Consider the following 16198-nt stretch of genomic DNA (forward strand, 5'->3'; position numbering starts at 1 on the left):
AAAGAGTCCGTATTCGGTCGGGGAGACCATCACAGGGAGTGGATGATGACCGTGTCGATCCAGAGCGACGGCGTCGGAGCCGTGACGAACCACGATGTGGCGGGCCACGGTGTGACGGGTTCCAGGAGCCGTGTCCACGGCACCTCGGCTCGGGGAACCGACTACGCCGGCGTGCACGTCGTGTACCTCGGTCACCGATCGGCGGTGGTCACGGCAGCGATGCGCCTGATCCTGCCCGGCGCCGAGGTGACCTTCGTCGAGGCGGATCGTCTGCACGAGCTGTCCGTCGACGGTGAGGCGATCGTCCTGATGGACGGGTCGCACGACCCGGCCGACGTCCCCGCTCTCCTCGAGGCCGCGGCGCGCCGCAGTGTCGGCATGGTGGTGGGATCGCGCAGCACGACGGGTGGTCGAGACGGATCGTCCGCGCTGCGTCGCGTGGGCACGAGAGTGGCGAACGCGCTGATCCGGCACACCGCAGACCTGCCGCTGCGCGACGTCACCTCCAGCTTCCGCGTGTACACGGGCGACGCCTGGCGATCCATCGGCGGCGCCGCGGCACTTCGCGGAGGTCTCCTCCCGTCCCTCGTCACCTCCGCCCACGCCGTGCACCATCAGCGCTGGATCATCGCCGAGGTGCCGGTGAGCACGCGGCCGCTGTCGGGCACTGCGCGACCGAACGTCGGATCACTCGTGCGCACGGTCGTCGTTCTCGCGAGGCGCCGCCGGGCCTAGAGTCGTCCGGGTGACCGAACCCGACACCGAGGTGCGCTCTCAGCAGGGGCTGGACCGCATCGTGTTCTTCTCCGACGCGGTGGTGGCGATCGCCATCACGCTCGTCGTGCTCCCCCTCGTGGACAGTGCCCGCGACACCCCGGAGGGTGCGGGAGCGTTCCTGCGGGAGAACGGCTACGCACTCGTGGCCGCGGGCATCAGTTTCGCGGTCATCGCGGGGTTCTGGCGCGATCATCACGCGCTCTTCACTCGTGTCACGGGGTACGACGAGGTCGTCGTGCGGCTCAACCTCCTGTGGCTCGCCGGCATCGTGCTGATGCCCGTGGCGACCGTGCTGGAGGTCGCGGCTCCCCACGGGGACCCGTTGTCGGTGGGGCTGTACCTCGGGGTCATCGCCGTGACCATGATCGTGTCCCGTCTCCTCGCAGCACGCGTGCGCGCTGCGGGCTTCCTTCGTGGAGATCTGCGTCCCGGTGTGCGCGGCGCGGCGGTGCCCTGGGTTCCGGTCGCTCTGTTCCTGGTGGTCTCCGCGGTGGCGCTGCTCGTCCCGTCGGTGGGCCTCTACGCACTGCTCGCGATGCTGTTCGCCCCGTTGCTCTCTCGCGCGCTGGCCGGGGGTGCGCGGTGACTGCGCTGTGGGAGCAGCACACCTGCCTGCCGCTGTACGCGGACACCGACATCACCGAACTGGCGCGGTACGAGGCGGGGAGTTACCTCTCCGTCAACGTCGGCTACTCGCCCCACACGAAGGCGTCGGCGACGGAGTTGGCCACGACGTGGAGTGCGCGGGCACTCGCGGACGGTCGCTTCCTTCCGGCGCGGAGCGTGGCCGACATCGACGAGGCCCGACGACGGGGACTGCGTGCCCTCGCCTTCGACCTCGAAGACTCCGCTCCTCTCGACGGCGACCTCGACAACGTGCGCTACTTCGTCGAACTGGGCGTGCGCTCGATGCTGCCCACCTACAACCATGCGAACGCCGCGGGATGCGGATGCCTCGACGCCGTCGACACGGGTCTCACCGCCCACGGACGCGACCTGATCCGGGCGATGAACGAGGCGGGCATGGCAGCGGACGGGTCGCACTGTTCCCGGCGGACGGGGCTCGACATCGCCGCGACGACGTCCCGGCCGATGATCTACAGTCATTCCAATTTCGCTGCGCTGTGGGAACATCCGCGGAACATCACCGACGAGCAGGCGCGTGCGTGCGCCGACACCGGCGGCGTGGTCGGCATCAACGGGGTGGGCATCTTCCTCGGCGTCAACGAACCCGAACGTCGCGCGGATCGGGTGCGCGCCATGGCCGACCACGTCGAGTACGGAGTCGACCTTGTCGGGATCGATCACATCGGTGTCGGCAGCGACTACTCCTTCGACCACGAGGACTTCAACACCGAGTTGGCACTCCACCCCGAGGCGTTCTCCGAGGAGTACACGAGATACGGGGCACTGCAGTGGGTTCCGCCCGAGGACACCCACACGCTCCCGGCCGTGCTCGCCGAGCGCGGCTGGGACGAGAGTGCGGTGGCGGCTGTGTTCGGCGGCAACTTCCGCCGCGTGGCCGACGCCGTGTGGACCTGACGCCGGCTGGACCCGACCCTGTCAGGCGGGCGTCAGGCGGAAGATCGGGAACTGTCGCCCCTCCGCCGTCGTCGTGTACTCGAGGAAGCCGGGGGACGCCGAGGTGAACTTCGCCCAGTGAGTCTCCCATTCGTCGTCGGGCACCTCGGTGACGTCGACGGCGATGGTGCGTACGGTCGCGTCGTCGCCGGGGACCTCCATGTCGATGCGTGGGTGAGCCCGGAGGTTGTGCACCCATGCGGGATCCTTCACCGCCCCGGCCGCGGAGCCCACCACCAACCAGGTGCCGTTCTCGGAGATCGCGAAGAGCGGGTTGAGCCGCACCTCGCCGCTGCGTGCACCGATCGAGTGCAGCACCACGAGGTTGTCGCCGAACCCGGCTGTCGCCACGTGTCCACCGTTGTCGCGGAACTCCGCGATGACCATCGAGTTGAAGTCGCTCATGGTGGTCATTCTGGTGTCCTCGTCGTCGCGACGACCATCGATCCGGAATAACGATTCGACACACCCGTTGCACCAGAGGAGCGGGGCGCCCGCGGGTGGCTTCACCGCCCCCGTCGCGGGGTACTCCGCGCACACGAGCACGAACTCGGATCACGAACAACGAACAGGAGTTCACGCACATGAGCCACGTTCCTTCCCTCTCCCTCAACGACGGCCGGTCCATCCCCCAGCTGGGTTTCGGCGTCTTCCAGATCGAGCCGGAGAAGACCGCCGATGCCGTCCGCACCGCGATCGAGGTGGGCTACCGCCACTTGGACACCGCGCAGATGTACGGCAACGAGAAGGAGACCGGCCAGGGAGTGAAGGACTCGGGCGTCTCCCGTGACGACGTCTGGATCACCAGCAAGCTGAACAACGGCTTCCACCGCCCCGACGACGCCCGTCGCTCGTTCGACGAGACACTCGAGAAGTTGGGCACCGACTACATCGACCTGTTCCTCATCCACTGGCCGCTGCCGACGCAGTACGACGGTGACTACGTCTCCACCTGGAAGGTGCTCGAGGAGTTCACGAAAGACGGACGGGCGCGCAGCATCGGTGTCTCGAACTTCCAGGTGCCGCACCTCGAGAAGCTGGCGCAGGAGACCGAGACCGTCCCGTCGGTCAACCAGATCGAGGTCCACCCGTACTTCTCGAACTACCAGGTGCGCGCGTACGGCGCGGAGCACGGCATCGCCACCGAGGCGTGGTCACCCATCGCGCAGGGCAAGGTTCTCGGTGACCCCGAGCTCGAGCGCATCGCGAAGGACGTCGGCAAGACCACCGCGCAGGTCACCCTCCGCTGGCACATCCAGCGCGGCGACATCATCTTCCCGAAGTCGGTCACGCGGGAGCGCGTCGAGGCGAACTTCGACATCTTCGACTTCGAACTCGACGACCGTCAGATCGCCGACATCTCGGCGCTGGACAAGGGCGAGGACGGCCGCACCGGCCCGAACCCCGACACCTTCGACATGATCCCCGACTGAGTAGAGCCGCTGAAATAAAGACACGAAAGGTCCGGTTACCAGCCAGTAGCCGGACCTTTCGATATGTGTCCGGATCGACGGGACTAAGGTGGACAACCGTGACCTCACACTATGACGTCGTCGTTCTCGGAGCCGGACCCGGTGGGTACGTCGCAGCCATCCGCGCGGCGCAACTGGGCCTGAAAACCGCCATCATCGAGCAGAAGTACTGGGGCGGTGTCTGCCTCAACGTGGGCTGCATCCCGTCCAAGGCTCTGCTGCGCAACGCTGAACTGGCGCACCTGTTCACCAAGGAAGCCAAGCAGTTCGGCATCTCCGGTGACGTGTCGTTCGACTTCGGCGCTGCCTACGATCGCAGCCGCAAGGTCGCGGACGGCCGCGTCAAGGGCATCCACTTCCTGATGAAGAAGAACAAGATCGACCAGCTCGACGGCAAGGGGTCGTTCACCGACGCCAACACCATCGAGGTGGAGCTGACGAAGGGTGGCAGCGAGACCGTCACCTTCGACAACGCGATCATCTCCACCGGCAGCACCACGAAGCTGCTGCCCGGAACGTCGCTGAGCGAGAACGTCGTGACCTACGAAGAGCAGATCATGACGAAGGAGCTCCCGGGCTCCATCCTCATCGTCGGCGCGGGCGCCATCGGCATGGAGTTCGGGTACGTCCTGAAGAATTACGGCGTCGACGTCACCATCGTCGAGTTCCTCGATCGCGCGCTCCCGAACGAGGACGAGGACGTCTCCAAGGAGATCGCCAAGCAGTACAAGAAGCTCGGCGTGAAGATCATGACCGGCGCCGCGGTGCAGAGCATCGACGACGACGGCAGCAAGGTCACCGTCGCGATCAAGAACAACAAGAGCGGCGAGACCGAGACGGTCACCGTCGACAAGGTCATGCAGTCCGTCGGATTCGCTCCTCGTGTCGAGGGATTCGGGCTCGACAAGACGGGCGTCGAGGTCACCGATCGCGGGGCCATCGCCATCGACTCGGTCATGCGCACCAACGTGCCGCACATCTACGCGATCGGTGACGTGACGGCGAAGCTGCAGCTCGCCCACGTCGCCGAGGCACAGGGTGTCGTGGCGGCCGAGACCATCGGCGGCGCCGAGACACTTCCCATCGACGATTACCGCTTCATGCCGCGCGCGACCTTCTGCCAGCCCCAGGTGGCCAGCTTCGGTCTCACCGAGCAGCAGGCCAAGGACGCCGGCCACGACATCAAGGTCGCGACGTTCCCCATGACGGCGAACGGCAAGGCACACGGACTCGGCGATCCCACCGGCTTCGTCAAGCTCATCGCCGACACGAAGCACGGCGAGCTGCTCGGCGGGCACCTCATCGGACCCGACGTCTCGGAGCTCCTCCCGGAGCTGACGCTCGCGCAGAAGTGGGACCTGACGGCCACCGAACTCGCGCGCAACGTACACACGCACCCGACGCTGTCCGAGGCACTGCAGGAGGCCATCCACGGCCTCGCAGGGCACATGATCAACTTCTGATCTTCCGACGAGAACACCCCGGCCGCTCACGAGCGACCGGGGTGTTCTCGTCTGTGCAGCTACTGGTAGTCGCGGGGGATGCGCAGTGTCGTGATCGTGGTGGCGAGTCCGTCGTACTGGGTCACCAGCAGCACGAACTCGATGAGCGATCGGGACGACCAGACGGTCGTCAGCTCGGTCCACGTGGCGTCGGACAGATCGCGGGTCGACACCAGCTCGTCCACCGCCCGCAGGATCAGGGCGGTCCGACTGTCGAGTCCTGGAGCGTCGGGACCGGCGGCGATGGCGTCGGCGAGGGCGTCGTCGATGCCGGCGCGCGCGCCCAGACGGAGGTGATGGTCCTGTTCGTACCGGCAGTCGCGGAGTGCGGCGACCCGCAGGATCACCGTCTCGGTGTCCTTGCGGGGCAACCCACCGAACGGCATCAGGCGGCCGCTGTAGAACAGCCAGGCGCGGAACAGGCCGCCCGTCTGTCCCAGAGTGGAGAACAGGTGCATGTCGCCGGTGCGGGTGACCGCGCCGGCCAGTCGGGCGATGCCCCAGTTGACGGGACGCAGTGAGCGGAGGGTGGCCGGAGGGGTGCGGTGTCCTGTCACGTCGCTGAGGCTAACACCCGAGTCGTCCGCCTCTTGGTGATCTGATGTCAAGAAATCTTGACACGTAATGACAAGTGGAGTTGACTCGGATCATGGTCGTGACGAACCGGGTGCGGGAGTTCCGTAAGTCGTCGCGCCTGACCCAGGCGGAACTGGGGCGGGCGTGCGGAGTGAGCCGGCAGTCGATCGTCTCGGTCGAGGGTGGCGACTATTCGCCCAGCGTGTACCTGGCCCTGAAGCTGGCGGGAGCGCTCGACTCGACGGTCGAGGATCTCTTCCCGCTCACCCCCGATGATCGGCTCGAACCTGAGGAGGAATCGACATGAGCATCTTCACCTCGTCAATGCGAATGGTCGGCGATCTGGACAGCGAGTTCTATGACGACGAGCGTCAGAGAGACGTGTGGAACGAGGCAGCCGCCGTGGGTCTGCAATTGCACATCTTCGGCGGGCTGATCGCCGCCGCCGTCCTCCCATGGGTTGCCGGTCCGACAGGTGCGTGGATCGCGTTGGGCATCATCGTCTTCGGTGCGGTCGTGAACTACGCGACCATCGGGTACGCCAAGTCCAAAAACGTCGACCTGTTCGCAGAGTCGCGGTGGTTCACGGCGCGCGCCAACGTGACTGCCGCGTTGATGCTCGTCGCATTCGTCGGCATCGGCGTGACGCTCGCTCCCGACAAGTACCTGCCGAGCCGCGCGGGAGCCGACACGTGGGCGGGCCTGGTGGTCGGGGGGATCGTCGGCGGCGGAGCGGTGGCGCTGATGATCCGGCGCAGCCGCCGTCGCAAGCAGCAGTTCGAAACCGAAGAGGACTGAGTCAGCGAATAGTGTACGGCGACACCGAGCTTCGATGTTCGTCGATGTCGAGTTCCTTGCCCAGCGGCGGGAACGCACGCTGCGGGCAGTGGGCACGCTCGCACACGCGGCATCCGGCGCCGATCGGCGTCGCCACGGAGGATCCGTCCAACTCCAGGCCGTCGGCGTAGACCAACCTATTCCCGTGACGCACTTCGCATCCCAGACCGATGGCGAAGGTCTTGCCGGGTTCGCCGTAGCGCGCCGCTCGCCGCTCCACCGTGCGCGCGATCCACAGGTAGCGCCGACCGTCGGGCATCTCGGCGATCTGGGTCATGATCTTGCCCGGGTAGGCGAACGTCTCGTACACGTTCCACAGCGGGCACGTGCCGCCGCTCGACGAGAAGTGGAACCCGGTGGCCGACTGGCGTTTGGACATGTTGCCGGCACGGTCGACCCGGACGAACGAGAACGGGACCCCGCGGAGCGACGGCCGCTGCAGCGTCGAGAGCCGGTGACAGATGGTCTCGTAACTCACCGCGTAGTAGGCGGAGAGTCGTTCGATGTCGTACCGGAAATCCTCCGCCACCTCGTGGAAGCGCGCGTACGGAAGCACGGTCGCCGCGGCGAAGTAGTTGGCGAAGCCGAGTCGTGCGAGTGCCCGCGACTCCGCGCCGGTGAAGCCCCCGTCCTCGACCATGCTGCGGATCAGGTCGCCGTTCTCCAGGTACGCGAGTTCGGCCGCGAAGCGGAACACCTTCTGGCCGGCCGACAGTCGCGGGGAGATCTCGAGAACACGGGTCCGCGCGTCGAAGCGGTGCAGGACGTTCTCGCCCAGGTCGATGCGCTCGATGACCTGGACGTCGTACAGATTGCGGAGCCGTTTGGCTATCTCGGCCGCGACGTCCGCCCGGTGGAAACGCAATCGGTTCGCCAGGTCCTCGGCCGCACGATCGAGTGCGTCGAGGTAGTTCTGGCGTTGGTAGAAGTAGTCGCGGACCTCCTCGTGCGGTTTCGAGATGGATCCGCTGCCGCTGCCGTCGGCGAAGCGGTCCTCGGTCGCCGCCGCGAGTTGGGCGGTGGTGTTGCGGTACCGGCGATGCATGGTGACCATCGCTCGCGCCATCGCCGGGTGGTCGGCCACGAGTTCGGCCAGCTCGTCGATGTCCGCGTCGACTCCGACGTCCTGGTCCAGGGTCACCTCGCGGAGTTCGGCGACGAGCCTCGTGTCGTCCTGGGTGGAGAAGAACGTGGTGTCGACTCCGAACACTGCGGTGATGCGCGTCAACACCGCTGACGACAGCGGTCGGACGTCGTGCTCGATCTGGTTGAGGTAGCTGGCCGAGATCGCGAGCTGCTTGGCGAGCGCCGCTTGGCTCAACCCTCGCTCGACCCTCAGTTGGCGAAGCCGGCCGCCGACGTAGGTCCGTGCCATGCGGACAGTCTAGGACGCCCCCGGCATTACCCTGTCCTTGCCAGGTCCTTGCAGGTGAGACGGGTTTCAGGTCTGGTCTGTCACACACGGGCGCGCCGGGGAAGACGGGCGCACACTGGGCGTTGCAGGGGGCGGATGTGCAGTGCACGTGAGAGACGACTGTGAGGAGAAGCGAGATGGCCCACTCGGTACGACAGGAAATTGCCCGCGACGCGGTGGTGCTGGTGGCAGGCACCGTTCTGGTGTTGTCGACGCTCTGGCTCCCGGTGCCCCACCGCAGCGAGGTGGCCGGCGCCATCCTCGTGCTGGGTCTGCTGGCGGCATTCTCGGCGCTGTGGGCCATGGGCAGTGCATCGCGCTCGAGCCATTGGGCCCACGTCGTACTCGGTGTCGTGCTGGCGACGTCACCCGTCGTCCTCGCATTCCCCGCCGGTGCGAGCACGGCGGACTACTACGCGCTCGTCGGCGGCGTCGTGATCGCGGCGATGGGTGTCCTGGGAGTGCTGACCGAGCGTCGTCGGGTCGCTGCGACGGCCTGACGCACCAGAAAACAGTACGAACGTACGGTGACGGTGGTCACAGCCGGCCGCGGGCGGACGCCGGGAGTGAGCGTGTCGCACGGCGATCTCGTCGGTGTTCGGCATTGCGTGCATTTCGTTCCCGAACTGCGGTTATCAGGTTACTGACGGGTACGGAGTCGCCACGACACTCGCGACGTTCTTCGCAAGATTCGCAGAACGCGCGTACTGCTTAGCGTAGATTTACAGTCTCAGCAGGTAGACACCACTTTTTCTCTGTGCCATCGTGGGGTCGTACATCCGATATGCCTGGCAAGCCTGCGAAGCACGAGCACGCTGCCGACGCAGACGCAACAGAGACGGAGCTTTTCGATGTCGACCACCGGCACACCGAAGACCACGGAAGAGATCCAGAAGGACTGGGACACCAATCCCCGCTGGAAGGGCGTCACCCGCAACTTCACCGCACAGCAGGTGTCCGACCTGCAGGGCAGCGTCGTGGAGGAAGCCACGCTCGCGCGTCGCGGCTCGGAGATCCTCTGGGATCTCGTGAACAACGAGGACTACATCAACTCGCTGGGCGCCCTCACCGGCAACCAGGCCGTGCAGCAGGTGCGCGCCGGCCTCCAGGCCATCTACCTCTCCGGCTGGCAGGTCGCCGGTGATGCCAACCTCTCCGGCCACACCTACCCGGACCAGAGCCTCTACCCGGCCAACTCGGTTCCGAGCGTCGTGCGTCGCATCAACAACGCTCTTCTGCGCGCCGACGAGATCGCCAAGGTCGAGGGTGACTCGTCCGTGAAGAACTGGCTCGCGCCCGTCGTCGCGGACGCCGAGGCCGGCTTCGGTGGCGCGCTCAACGCCTACGAGCTGCAGAAGGCCATGATCGCGGCCGGCGCCGCAGGCGTGCACTGGGAGGACCAGCTCGCCTCGGAGAAGAAGTGCGGCCACCTCGGTGGCAAGGTGCTCATCCCCACCCAGCAGCACATCCGCACCCTGACCTCCGCGCGTCTCGCGTCGGACGTGGCCGACGTGCCGTCCGTCATCATCGCCCGCACCGACGCCGAGGCAGCCACGCTGATCACCTCGGACGTCGACGAGCGCGACCAGGAGTTCCTGGACGGAACCCGCACCGCCGAGGGCTTCTTCGGCGTGAAGAACGGCATCGAGCCCTGCATCGCCCGTGCGAAGGCCTACGCCCCGTACGCCGACCTCATCTGGATGGAGACCGGCGTGCCGGATCTCGAGGTCGCCAAGAAGTTCTCCGAGTCGGTCCGCAGCGAGTTCCCCGACCAGCTGCTCGCCTACAACTGCTCGCCCTCCTTCAACTGGAAGGCGCACCTGGACGACGCGACCATCGCGAAGTTCCAGAAGGAGCTCGGCGCGATGGGCTTCAAGTTCCAGTTCATCACCCTCGCCGGCTTCCACTCGCTCAACTACGGCATGTTCGATCTGGCGCACGGCTACGCCCGCGAGGGCATGACGGCGTTCGTCGACCTGCAGGAGCGCGAGTTCAAGGCGGCCGAGGAGCGTGGCTTCACCGCCATCAAGCACCAGCGTGAGGTCGGCGCCGGCTACTTCGACCGCATCGCCACCACCGTCGACCCCAACACGTCGACCGCAGCCCTGAAGGGCTCGACCGAAGAGGGCCAGTTTCATTAACCCCCACTCGGCGCTTTCTGCGCACTAGTCAGGCGGCTCGCAGCTTTCGTTGCGGGCCGCCTGTCTCGTACTCGGTGGGTTCGCCCGTCCCCCAGCAGAGTTACCCCCGCCTCGCCTTCGCGCGGGGAATCGTGAATCGTGAAGGAGAAACGTGAGCAGCGAGAAGATCGAGCGCGTCGGGATCGTCGGCGCCGGACAGATGGGGGCCGGAATCGCCGAGGTGTGCGCACGCGCCCACGTCGACGTGATCGTGTTCGAGCAGACACGCGAACTGGCTGCCGCGGGCAAGGCGCGCATCCTGAAGTCGCTCGACCGCGGCGTCAGCAGCGGCAAGATCACCGAGCGCGAACGTGAGCAGGCCGCCGCACGGTTGACCTTCACGTCCGAGCTGTCCGACTTCGCCGATCGCGAGATCGTCGTCGAGGCCGTGCTCGAGGACGAGGGGATCAAGACGGCTCTCTTCGTCGAGCTCGACAGAGTGGTCACGGATCCCGACGCGGTGCTCGCCTCCAACACCTCGTCGATCCCGATCATGAAGCTCGGCGTGGCCACGACCCGCCCCGAGCGGGTCATCGGCATGCACTTCTTCAACCCGGTGCCGGTTCTTCCTCTCGTGGAACTCATCTCGTCGCTGAAGACGTCCGATGCCGTCCTGGCACGCGCGGAACGTTTCGCGGCCGACGTCCTCGGCAAGCAGGTCGTCCGCGCGGCGGACAGGTCCGGCTTCGTCGTCAACGCTCTGCTGGTGCCGTACCTCCTCTCGGCGATCCGCATGGTCGAGTCGGGCTTCGCCACGCGCGACGACATCGACAAGGCCACGGTGCTGGGCCTCGCGCATCCCATGGGCCCGCTCGCACTGTCGGACCTCATCGGGCTCGACACCGTGAAGTCGATCGCCGACTCGATGTACGCCGAGTACAAGGAACCGCTGTACGCGCCGCCGCCTCTCCTGCTCCGCATGGTCGAGGCCGGCCTGCTGGGCAAGAAGACCAGTGCCGGGTTCTACGAGTACGTCAACGGTCGCATCGCGACCTAGTCCGGGGCCCGATGTTTGTCAGGCGTCACTGAACTCCCGAGAAACCGACTCGATCCCCGTTCTGCCGCGCTAGTTTTCAGCGCGGCGCACCACCTGCGTCCGACTGACTCGAGACGTACGGGGGGATCGACATGGCGCGCAGCATGCCGCTCGTCTCCCGCGTCACCACGGGCACCCGCACGCTGGGTCGTTTCGCCGACCTCGTGGTCGCTGCGTTCGGTCACCTGGTGCGGGACCTGGTCGGCTTGCGCTTCGCCTGGCGCGAGTTCCTCGACCAGGCGTGGTTCATGGTCACGGTCACCGTGCTTCCCGCCGTGCTCGTCTCGGTGCCGTTCGGTGTCATCGTCTCGGTCCAGGTGGGCAGCCTGACCAACCAGATCGGTGCCACGTCCATCGCGGGCGCCGCGGGCGGCCTCGGAGTCATCCGCCAGGGAGCGCCCATCGTGACCGCGCTGTTGCTGGGCGGCGCAGCAGGATCCGCGATCGCGGCCGATCTCGGTGCCCGCACGGTGCGCGAGGAGATCGACGCGATGCGCGTCATGGGCATCGACCCGGTGCGTCGGCTCGCGACCCCCCGGCTCGCCGCCATGCTCGTCGTCGCACCGCTGCTGTGCTCGCTGGTCATCTTCATGGGTCTGGTGTCCGGGTACGTCGTCAACGTCGGGTTCCAGGGCGGTACGCCGGGCAGCTACCTGTCCTCCTTCGCGTCCTTCGCCTCGACCACCGATCTGGTCGTCGCGATGGTGAAGGCCGAGATCTTCGGCATCATCGTGGTTCTCGTCGCGTGCCAGCGCGGATTCGAGGCCACGTCGGGCCCTCGCGGTGTCGCGAACGCGGTGAACGCCTCGGTCGTCGTCGGTGTGCTGTCGGCCTTCATCGTCAACGTCCTCGCCACCCAGTTGGTGTCGATGTTCCTTCCGCAGCGGCTCGGGTGACGCCATGACCGTCGCCCGCTACACCCCGCCCGGCACCGCGCCGCTCGTCCGCGGCGGCAAGCGCATCGCTCGCGTACCGCTCGGGCTGGTCGAGCACCTCGGGCATCAGCTCACCTTCGTGTGGCAGGTGCTCGTCGCGATCCCGCACACCCTGCGTGCCTACCGGCGCCAGACCATGATCGTGCTCACCGACATCACCTGGGGCAGCGGTAATCTCGTGGTCGGCGGCGGTACCGTCTCGGTGCTGGTCATCCTCGGCGTGGCCGTGGGGTCGTCCATCGGGATCGAGGGTTACAACGCCCTGAATCTCGTCGGCATGGGTCCTCTCACGGGCTTCATCTCGGCCTACGCCAGCACGCGGGAACTCGCCCCGATGATCGCCGCGATCGGGTTCGCCTCCCAGGCGGGATGCCGCATGACGGCGGAGATCGGTGCGATGCGCATCTCCGAGGAGATCGACGCGCTCGAGGTGGTGGGGATCCGCTCGATCCCGTTCGTCGTCACCACGCGCGTCATCGCCGGCGTGGTCACGATCATCCCGCTGTACCTGCTCACGCTGATCCTGAGCTACGTCTCGTGTGCGTTCATCGTCGCCGCGTTCGGCGATCAGTCGTCGGGGACGTACGACCACTACTTCTCGGCGTTCCTGCAGCCGTCGGATCTGCTGTACTCGCTGCTCAAGGCCACCATCTTCGTCGGCGCCGTCATCATGATCCACGGCTACCAGGGCTACTACGCGACGGGCGGACCCGAGGGTGTCGGCCGTGCGTCGGGCCGCGCGATCCGCGCGTCGCTCATCGTCATCGTCGTCCTCGACATGATCCTCACCGTGGTCATCTGGGGAGTCGACGTCGGCATCAGGATCTCGGGGTAGGGGATCATGGCAGTCTTCGACGATCTGTCCCGCAGATCCGCGGGCCCTCGCTCGCTCCGGGTACGTGGCCTCGTGGTGGCCGTCGTGCTCGTGGTCCTCGGCGTGGTGCTCGGCAAGTACGCCACCGGTGACTTCGAGTCCCGTTTCGATCTCACGATCGACAGCACCGCCGTCGGTGACGGCCTCGCGGTCGGGTCGGACATCAAGTACCGCGGACTCCCCATAGGCCGTGTCGACGAGATCGAGCCGCTCGGGTTCGGATCGCAGCGAGTGCACGCCCACATCGAGCCGGCCGTCGCCTCGGTCCTGACCGACGACGTCACCGCGCGGTTCTCCTCCGCGACGGTCTTCGGAGCGACGGTCATCGAATTGTACTCGGAGGGAGAGGGATCCCCGCTGCGCGAGGACACCGTCCTGGCGCTGGGCGACGACACCGAGACGGCGACGGTCACCGGCGTCTTCCGCCGACTCGCCGATCTGACCGACGTGCTGGACGCGGACAACACCGAGCGGGTGCTCGACCTGGCGTCCCGCGTGTCGTCGGAGTTCGGCGACAGCCTGAAGCCCTTCTTCGACACCGCGCAGATGATGGCCGAGACCCAGCGTGCGCCGCTCGCCTGGAAGCTGCACCGCGGTGGTGAGTTGGCGGACGGGCTGGGCGCCTCCATCGGACCGGTCACCGACGTGATCGACCAGGTCGTCACCAGCAGTGAGTACTTCGAGAATCCGGAGAACAGTGCGCGGGCGATCAAGGCCATGTCCGGACTCGGATCCGGCCTCTCGATCCCACTGGGAGATCTGTTGCGCGACAACGGTCCGTACCTCCGCCCGCTGCTCGACACCCTGCTGGACGTGTTGCTGCCGGTGGCGCTCTCGGCGGGAACGCTCGCGCCGGCATACCAGCGTGTGCCCGACGTGATCTCCGGCGTCGAGGACGCTTTCCCGAACGTCGACGGCCGGACCCAGCTGCAACTTCAGGTGATCGTGAAGAACATGCCCGCCATGGCCGGTCCGGCGGAAGCCTTCGCGGCGCGACTGGGCGGTGTGCTGTGACGCGCTCGTCGGTGGTGGGGACGCCGGTGGCGACCCTGGTGAAGCTCGGTGCGTTCGCGCTCGTGGCCGTGTTGTGTCTCGTCCTCGTGGGCGGCGCGCTGCGCAACGGCGGCGGCGACGACCGGTCGACGTTCGACGCGCGTTTCGACGATGTCTCCGGTCTCTACGCCGGTGACGACGTCCGCCTCTCGGGCGTGCTCGTGGGGTCGGTGAACGACATCGAACTCGACGGGAACCGGGCCAGGGTGTCCTTCGAGGTCGACTCCGACCGGCCGGTGCTCACGACCACGAAAGCTGCTGTGCGCTACCAGAACCTGTTGGGTCAGCGGTATCTCGAGCTCATCAGCACCGACGACTCGGGATCCGAGTTGGCACCGGGGTCCTCGCTGGCGGACGACATGACCGTGCCGTCGTTCGACATCACGACGCTCTTCGACGGGTTCCAGCCCATCTTCGAGACCATCGACACCGACCAGGTGAACCGGTTCGCGCAGAACGTGCTCGATCTCGTGCAGGGCGACGGGTCGGGCCTCGGGCCGGTCCTGCGTGACCTGGACGGGCTGACCACCTATGCCTCGCAGCGCGAGGACCTCATCGTGCTCCTCATCCGCAACCTGGGCGCCATCTCCGGTGTGGTGGCCGAGCGCTCGGAGCAACTGGGTCGACTGTTCGCCGAACTCGACCGCGTGGTGTCGACGTTCGCCGACAGGGCCGACACCCTGCTCTCGTCCGTCGACGACATCAATTCCGGTCAGGGACCGTTCATCTCGATCGGGGAGCAGTTGCGCGACACCTACGACTCCGAGTACGGCCCGGTGGATTCGGCGTTCAAGCGGCTCGTGCCGGGAGCTCAGCAACTGGTGGACCTGCTCGCGATGGTGCCCAGTCTGCTGCGCGGTGTCGACCAGACGGTGCGCAACGCCCCCGAGGGGCAGGTCTCCGCGTGCTCGGCCGGCGACACAGAGATTCCCGGCATCGGCTCGGTCGTGCTCGGAACCCAGCGCCTGGTGGTCTGCCGATGAGCTCCGTGCGTCAGGGAAGCCAGACCGTCTGGGGAATCGTGGGTGTGCTCGCGCTCGTCGTCGCCGTGGTGGCCGCCGTCGTCGTGTACTCGCTTCCCATCGGGCATCGCACGTACACAGCTGCATTCGAGACGACCGGCGGAGCGCACGCCGGGGACGACGTCCGCATCGCCGGTATCTCGGTGGGATCGGTGACGTCGATGAAGCTGGACGGCGACCACGTCCAGGTGGCCTTCGAGGTGGACGAGAACGTCGAACTGGGCGACGCGACGTCGCTCGGGGTGCGCCTGCTGACGCCGGTGGGGGGCCACTACTTCTCGCTGACTCCCGGCGGTACCGGAGAGCTGCAGGACGGGGAGATCCCGCTCGAGCACACCCGCGTGCCGTTTTCGCTGTCCGACACGGTCGAGGCGGCGACGCCGATCCTCCGCGATCTGGACGGAACGTCGTTGCGGCAGAACATCGCCGAGATCGATCGGGCCGTGCAGGCTCAGCCGGAGTCGATCCGTGACATCACCACGACCCTGACGTCCATGACCGGTGCGATCGCCGATCGCCAGGACGATCTCGACCGGAGCCTCGACGTGGCCGACGAGTACATCGGCGAACTGGCGACCGATCGCGAGATCCTGCTGGGGCTGCTGAAGCAGATCGGCATCATCACCTCCAAGCTGGGCGCGAAGCGCGCCGACGTCGCCGCGGCCGCCGACAAGCTCTACCGGCTGTTCTCGCTCCTGCACCGACCGATCATGGCGCTCGACGAGGGGCTCGGCCCCACGATCGACGAGGTCGAGAATCTCGTGGCGTCGCTGAAGGAGCGCACGGGGTCCATCGACGACGCGATCTCCGCGGGCCGCGAGTTCTCCGAGTCCATGGCCGGCCTTCTCGACACCGGCGCCGGGCCCGTCATCGACCGCAGTGCCGCCGTCGTCACCGGATCGACGCTGTGTGTCCCGGTTCCCGGAAAGGTGTGCTGAC

18 protein-coding genes are annotated in these 16198 nt (G+C 66.9%); 15 read left to right on the forward strand and 3 right to left on the reverse strand.

The window, feature by feature from the left end:
• The first annotated feature begins 42 nt into the window (after nucleotides 1-42).
• From OHB23_RS06680 to OHB23_RS06690, 3 genes are read left to right on the forward strand one after another with little or no spacing between them, the layout of a single operon-like run.
• The gene (locus tag OHB23_RS06680; RefSeq protein WP_328811164.1) at nucleotides 43-735 is read left to right on the forward strand and encodes a hypothetical protein; all 693 of its coding nucleotides are present in this window, start codon (nucleotides 43-45) and stop codon (nucleotides 733-735) included.
• A gap of 10 nt (nucleotides 736-745) precedes the next feature.
• Complete coding sequence (locus tag OHB23_RS06685; protein WP_222646275.1) at nucleotides 746-1363, forward strand: TMEM175 family protein; 618 nt, start codon at nucleotides 746-748, stop codon at nucleotides 1361-1363.
• On the forward strand, nucleotides 1360-2319 hold the full coding sequence (locus tag OHB23_RS06690; RefSeq protein ID WP_027506297.1) for a dipeptidase: 960 nt from the start codon (nucleotides 1360-1362) through the stop codon (nucleotides 2317-2319). The genes OHB23_RS06685 and OHB23_RS06690 overlap by 4 nt, the downstream gene beginning before the upstream one ends.
• A gap of 21 nt (nucleotides 2320-2340) precedes the next feature.
• Here OHB23_RS06690 and OHB23_RS06695 read toward each other — a convergent pair whose 3' ends face one another.
• Nucleotides 2341-2763, reverse strand: a complete 423-nt coding sequence (locus OHB23_RS06695) for a nitroreductase/quinone reductase family protein (protein WP_027506298.1) — start codon at nucleotides 2761-2763, stop codon at nucleotides 2341-2343.
• 179 nt (nucleotides 2764-2942) lie between these two features.
• On the opposite strand from OHB23_RS06695, the gene OHB23_RS06700 reads away from it, so the two are divergent.
• Together OHB23_RS06700 and lpdA are read left to right on the forward strand one after the other, a co-directional pair.
• Nucleotides 2943-3791: an aldo/keto reductase gene (locus OHB23_RS06700; protein ID WP_027506299.1), complete on the forward strand. Its 849-nt coding sequence runs from the start codon at nucleotides 2943-2945 to the stop codon at nucleotides 3789-3791.
• 98 nt (nucleotides 3792-3889) lie between these two features.
• The gene (gene lpdA, locus OHB23_RS06705) at nucleotides 3890-5293 is read left to right on the forward strand and encodes a dihydrolipoyl dehydrogenase (RefSeq protein WP_027506300.1); all 1404 of its coding nucleotides are present in this window, start codon (nucleotides 3890-3892) and stop codon (nucleotides 5291-5293) included.
• Between the two features lie 59 nt (nucleotides 5294-5352).
• On the opposite strand, the gene OHB23_RS06710 is transcribed toward lpdA, so the two are convergent.
• Nucleotides 5353-5889, reverse strand: a complete 537-nt coding sequence (locus OHB23_RS06710) for a carboxymuconolactone decarboxylase family protein (RefSeq protein ID WP_027506301.1) — start codon at nucleotides 5887-5889, stop codon at nucleotides 5353-5355.
• A 92-nt stretch (nucleotides 5890-5981) separates the two neighbouring features.
• On the opposite strand from OHB23_RS06710, the gene OHB23_RS06715 reads away from it, so the two are divergent.
• Together OHB23_RS06715 and OHB23_RS06720 are read left to right on the forward strand one after the other, a co-directional pair.
• Nucleotides 5982-6215, forward strand: coding sequence for a helix-turn-helix transcriptional regulator (locus tag OHB23_RS06715; protein ID WP_027506302.1), 234 nt, complete (start codon nucleotides 5982-5984; stop codon nucleotides 6213-6215).
• A complete protein-coding gene (locus OHB23_RS06720) occupies nucleotides 6212-6706 on the forward strand; it encodes a hypothetical protein (protein ID WP_027506303.1) in 495 nt (164 codons plus the stop codon). The genes OHB23_RS06715 and OHB23_RS06720 overlap by 4 nt, the downstream gene beginning before the upstream one ends.
• Before the next feature lies 1 nt (nucleotide 6707).
• Here the strand turns inward: OHB23_RS06720 and ramB are convergent, their stop codons facing one another.
• Nucleotides 6708-8120, reverse strand: coding sequence for an acetate metabolism transcriptional regulator RamB (gene ramB / locus OHB23_RS06725; protein ID WP_027506304.1), 1413 nt, complete (start codon nucleotides 8118-8120; stop codon nucleotides 6708-6710).
• A 176-nt stretch (nucleotides 8121-8296) separates the two neighbouring features.
• Between ramB and OHB23_RS06730 the strand changes: the two genes are divergently transcribed.
• The 8 genes from OHB23_RS06730 to OHB23_RS06765 all read left to right on the forward strand — a co-directional run bounded on the left by OHB23_RS06730 (nucleotide 8297) and on the right by OHB23_RS06765 (nucleotide 16197).
• Entirely contained in the window at nucleotides 8297-8659 is a 363-nt protein-coding gene (locus tag OHB23_RS06730) for an SPW repeat domain-containing protein (RefSeq protein WP_037186125.1), read from the forward strand.
• 351 nt (nucleotides 8660-9010) lie between these two features.
• Nucleotides 9011-10300, forward strand: a complete 1290-nt coding sequence (gene aceA, locus OHB23_RS06735) for an isocitrate lyase (RefSeq protein ID WP_027506305.1) — start codon at nucleotides 9011-9013, stop codon at nucleotides 10298-10300.
• Between the two features lie 151 nt (nucleotides 10301-10451).
• The gene (locus tag OHB23_RS06740; protein WP_222631992.1) at nucleotides 10452-11336 is read left to right on the forward strand and encodes a 3-hydroxybutyryl-CoA dehydrogenase; all 885 of its coding nucleotides are present in this window, start codon (nucleotides 10452-10454) and stop codon (nucleotides 11334-11336) included.
• Between the two features lie 131 nt (nucleotides 11337-11467).
• On the forward strand, nucleotides 11468-12271 hold the full coding sequence (locus tag OHB23_RS06745; protein WP_051613460.1) for an MlaE family ABC transporter permease: 804 nt from the start codon (nucleotides 11468-11470) through the stop codon (nucleotides 12269-12271).
• A 4-nt stretch (nucleotides 12272-12275) separates the two neighbouring features.
• Nucleotides 12276-13145 carry an MlaE family ABC transporter permease gene (locus OHB23_RS06750; RefSeq protein WP_056441517.1) on the forward strand — a complete coding sequence of 290 codons (870 nt, stop codon included), beginning with the start codon at nucleotides 12276-12278 and terminating at the stop codon, nucleotides 13143-13145.
• Nucleotides 13146-13151: 6 nt separating this feature from the next.
• A complete protein-coding gene (locus tag OHB23_RS06755; RefSeq protein ID WP_056441520.1) occupies nucleotides 13152-14198 on the forward strand; it encodes an MlaD family protein in 1047 nt (348 codons plus the stop codon).
• Nucleotides 14195-15220 (forward strand): MlaD family protein, encoded by a 1026-nt coding sequence (locus OHB23_RS06760; RefSeq protein ID WP_308123810.1) that lies wholly within the window; start codon nucleotides 14195-14197, stop codon nucleotides 15218-15220. Before OHB23_RS06755 ends, OHB23_RS06760 begins: the two co-directional genes overlap by 4 nt.
• Entirely contained in the window at nucleotides 15217-16197 is a 981-nt protein-coding gene (locus OHB23_RS06765) for an MlaD family protein (RefSeq protein ID WP_156380447.1), read from the forward strand. Before OHB23_RS06760 ends, OHB23_RS06765 begins: the two co-directional genes overlap by 4 nt.
• The last annotated feature ends 1 nt before the right edge of the window (nucleotide 16198 follow it).

The organism is Rhodococcus sp. NBC_00294, assembly GCF_036163995.1.
GTDB lineage: Bacteria > Actinomycetota > Actinomycetes > Mycobacteriales > Mycobacteriaceae > Rhodococcoides.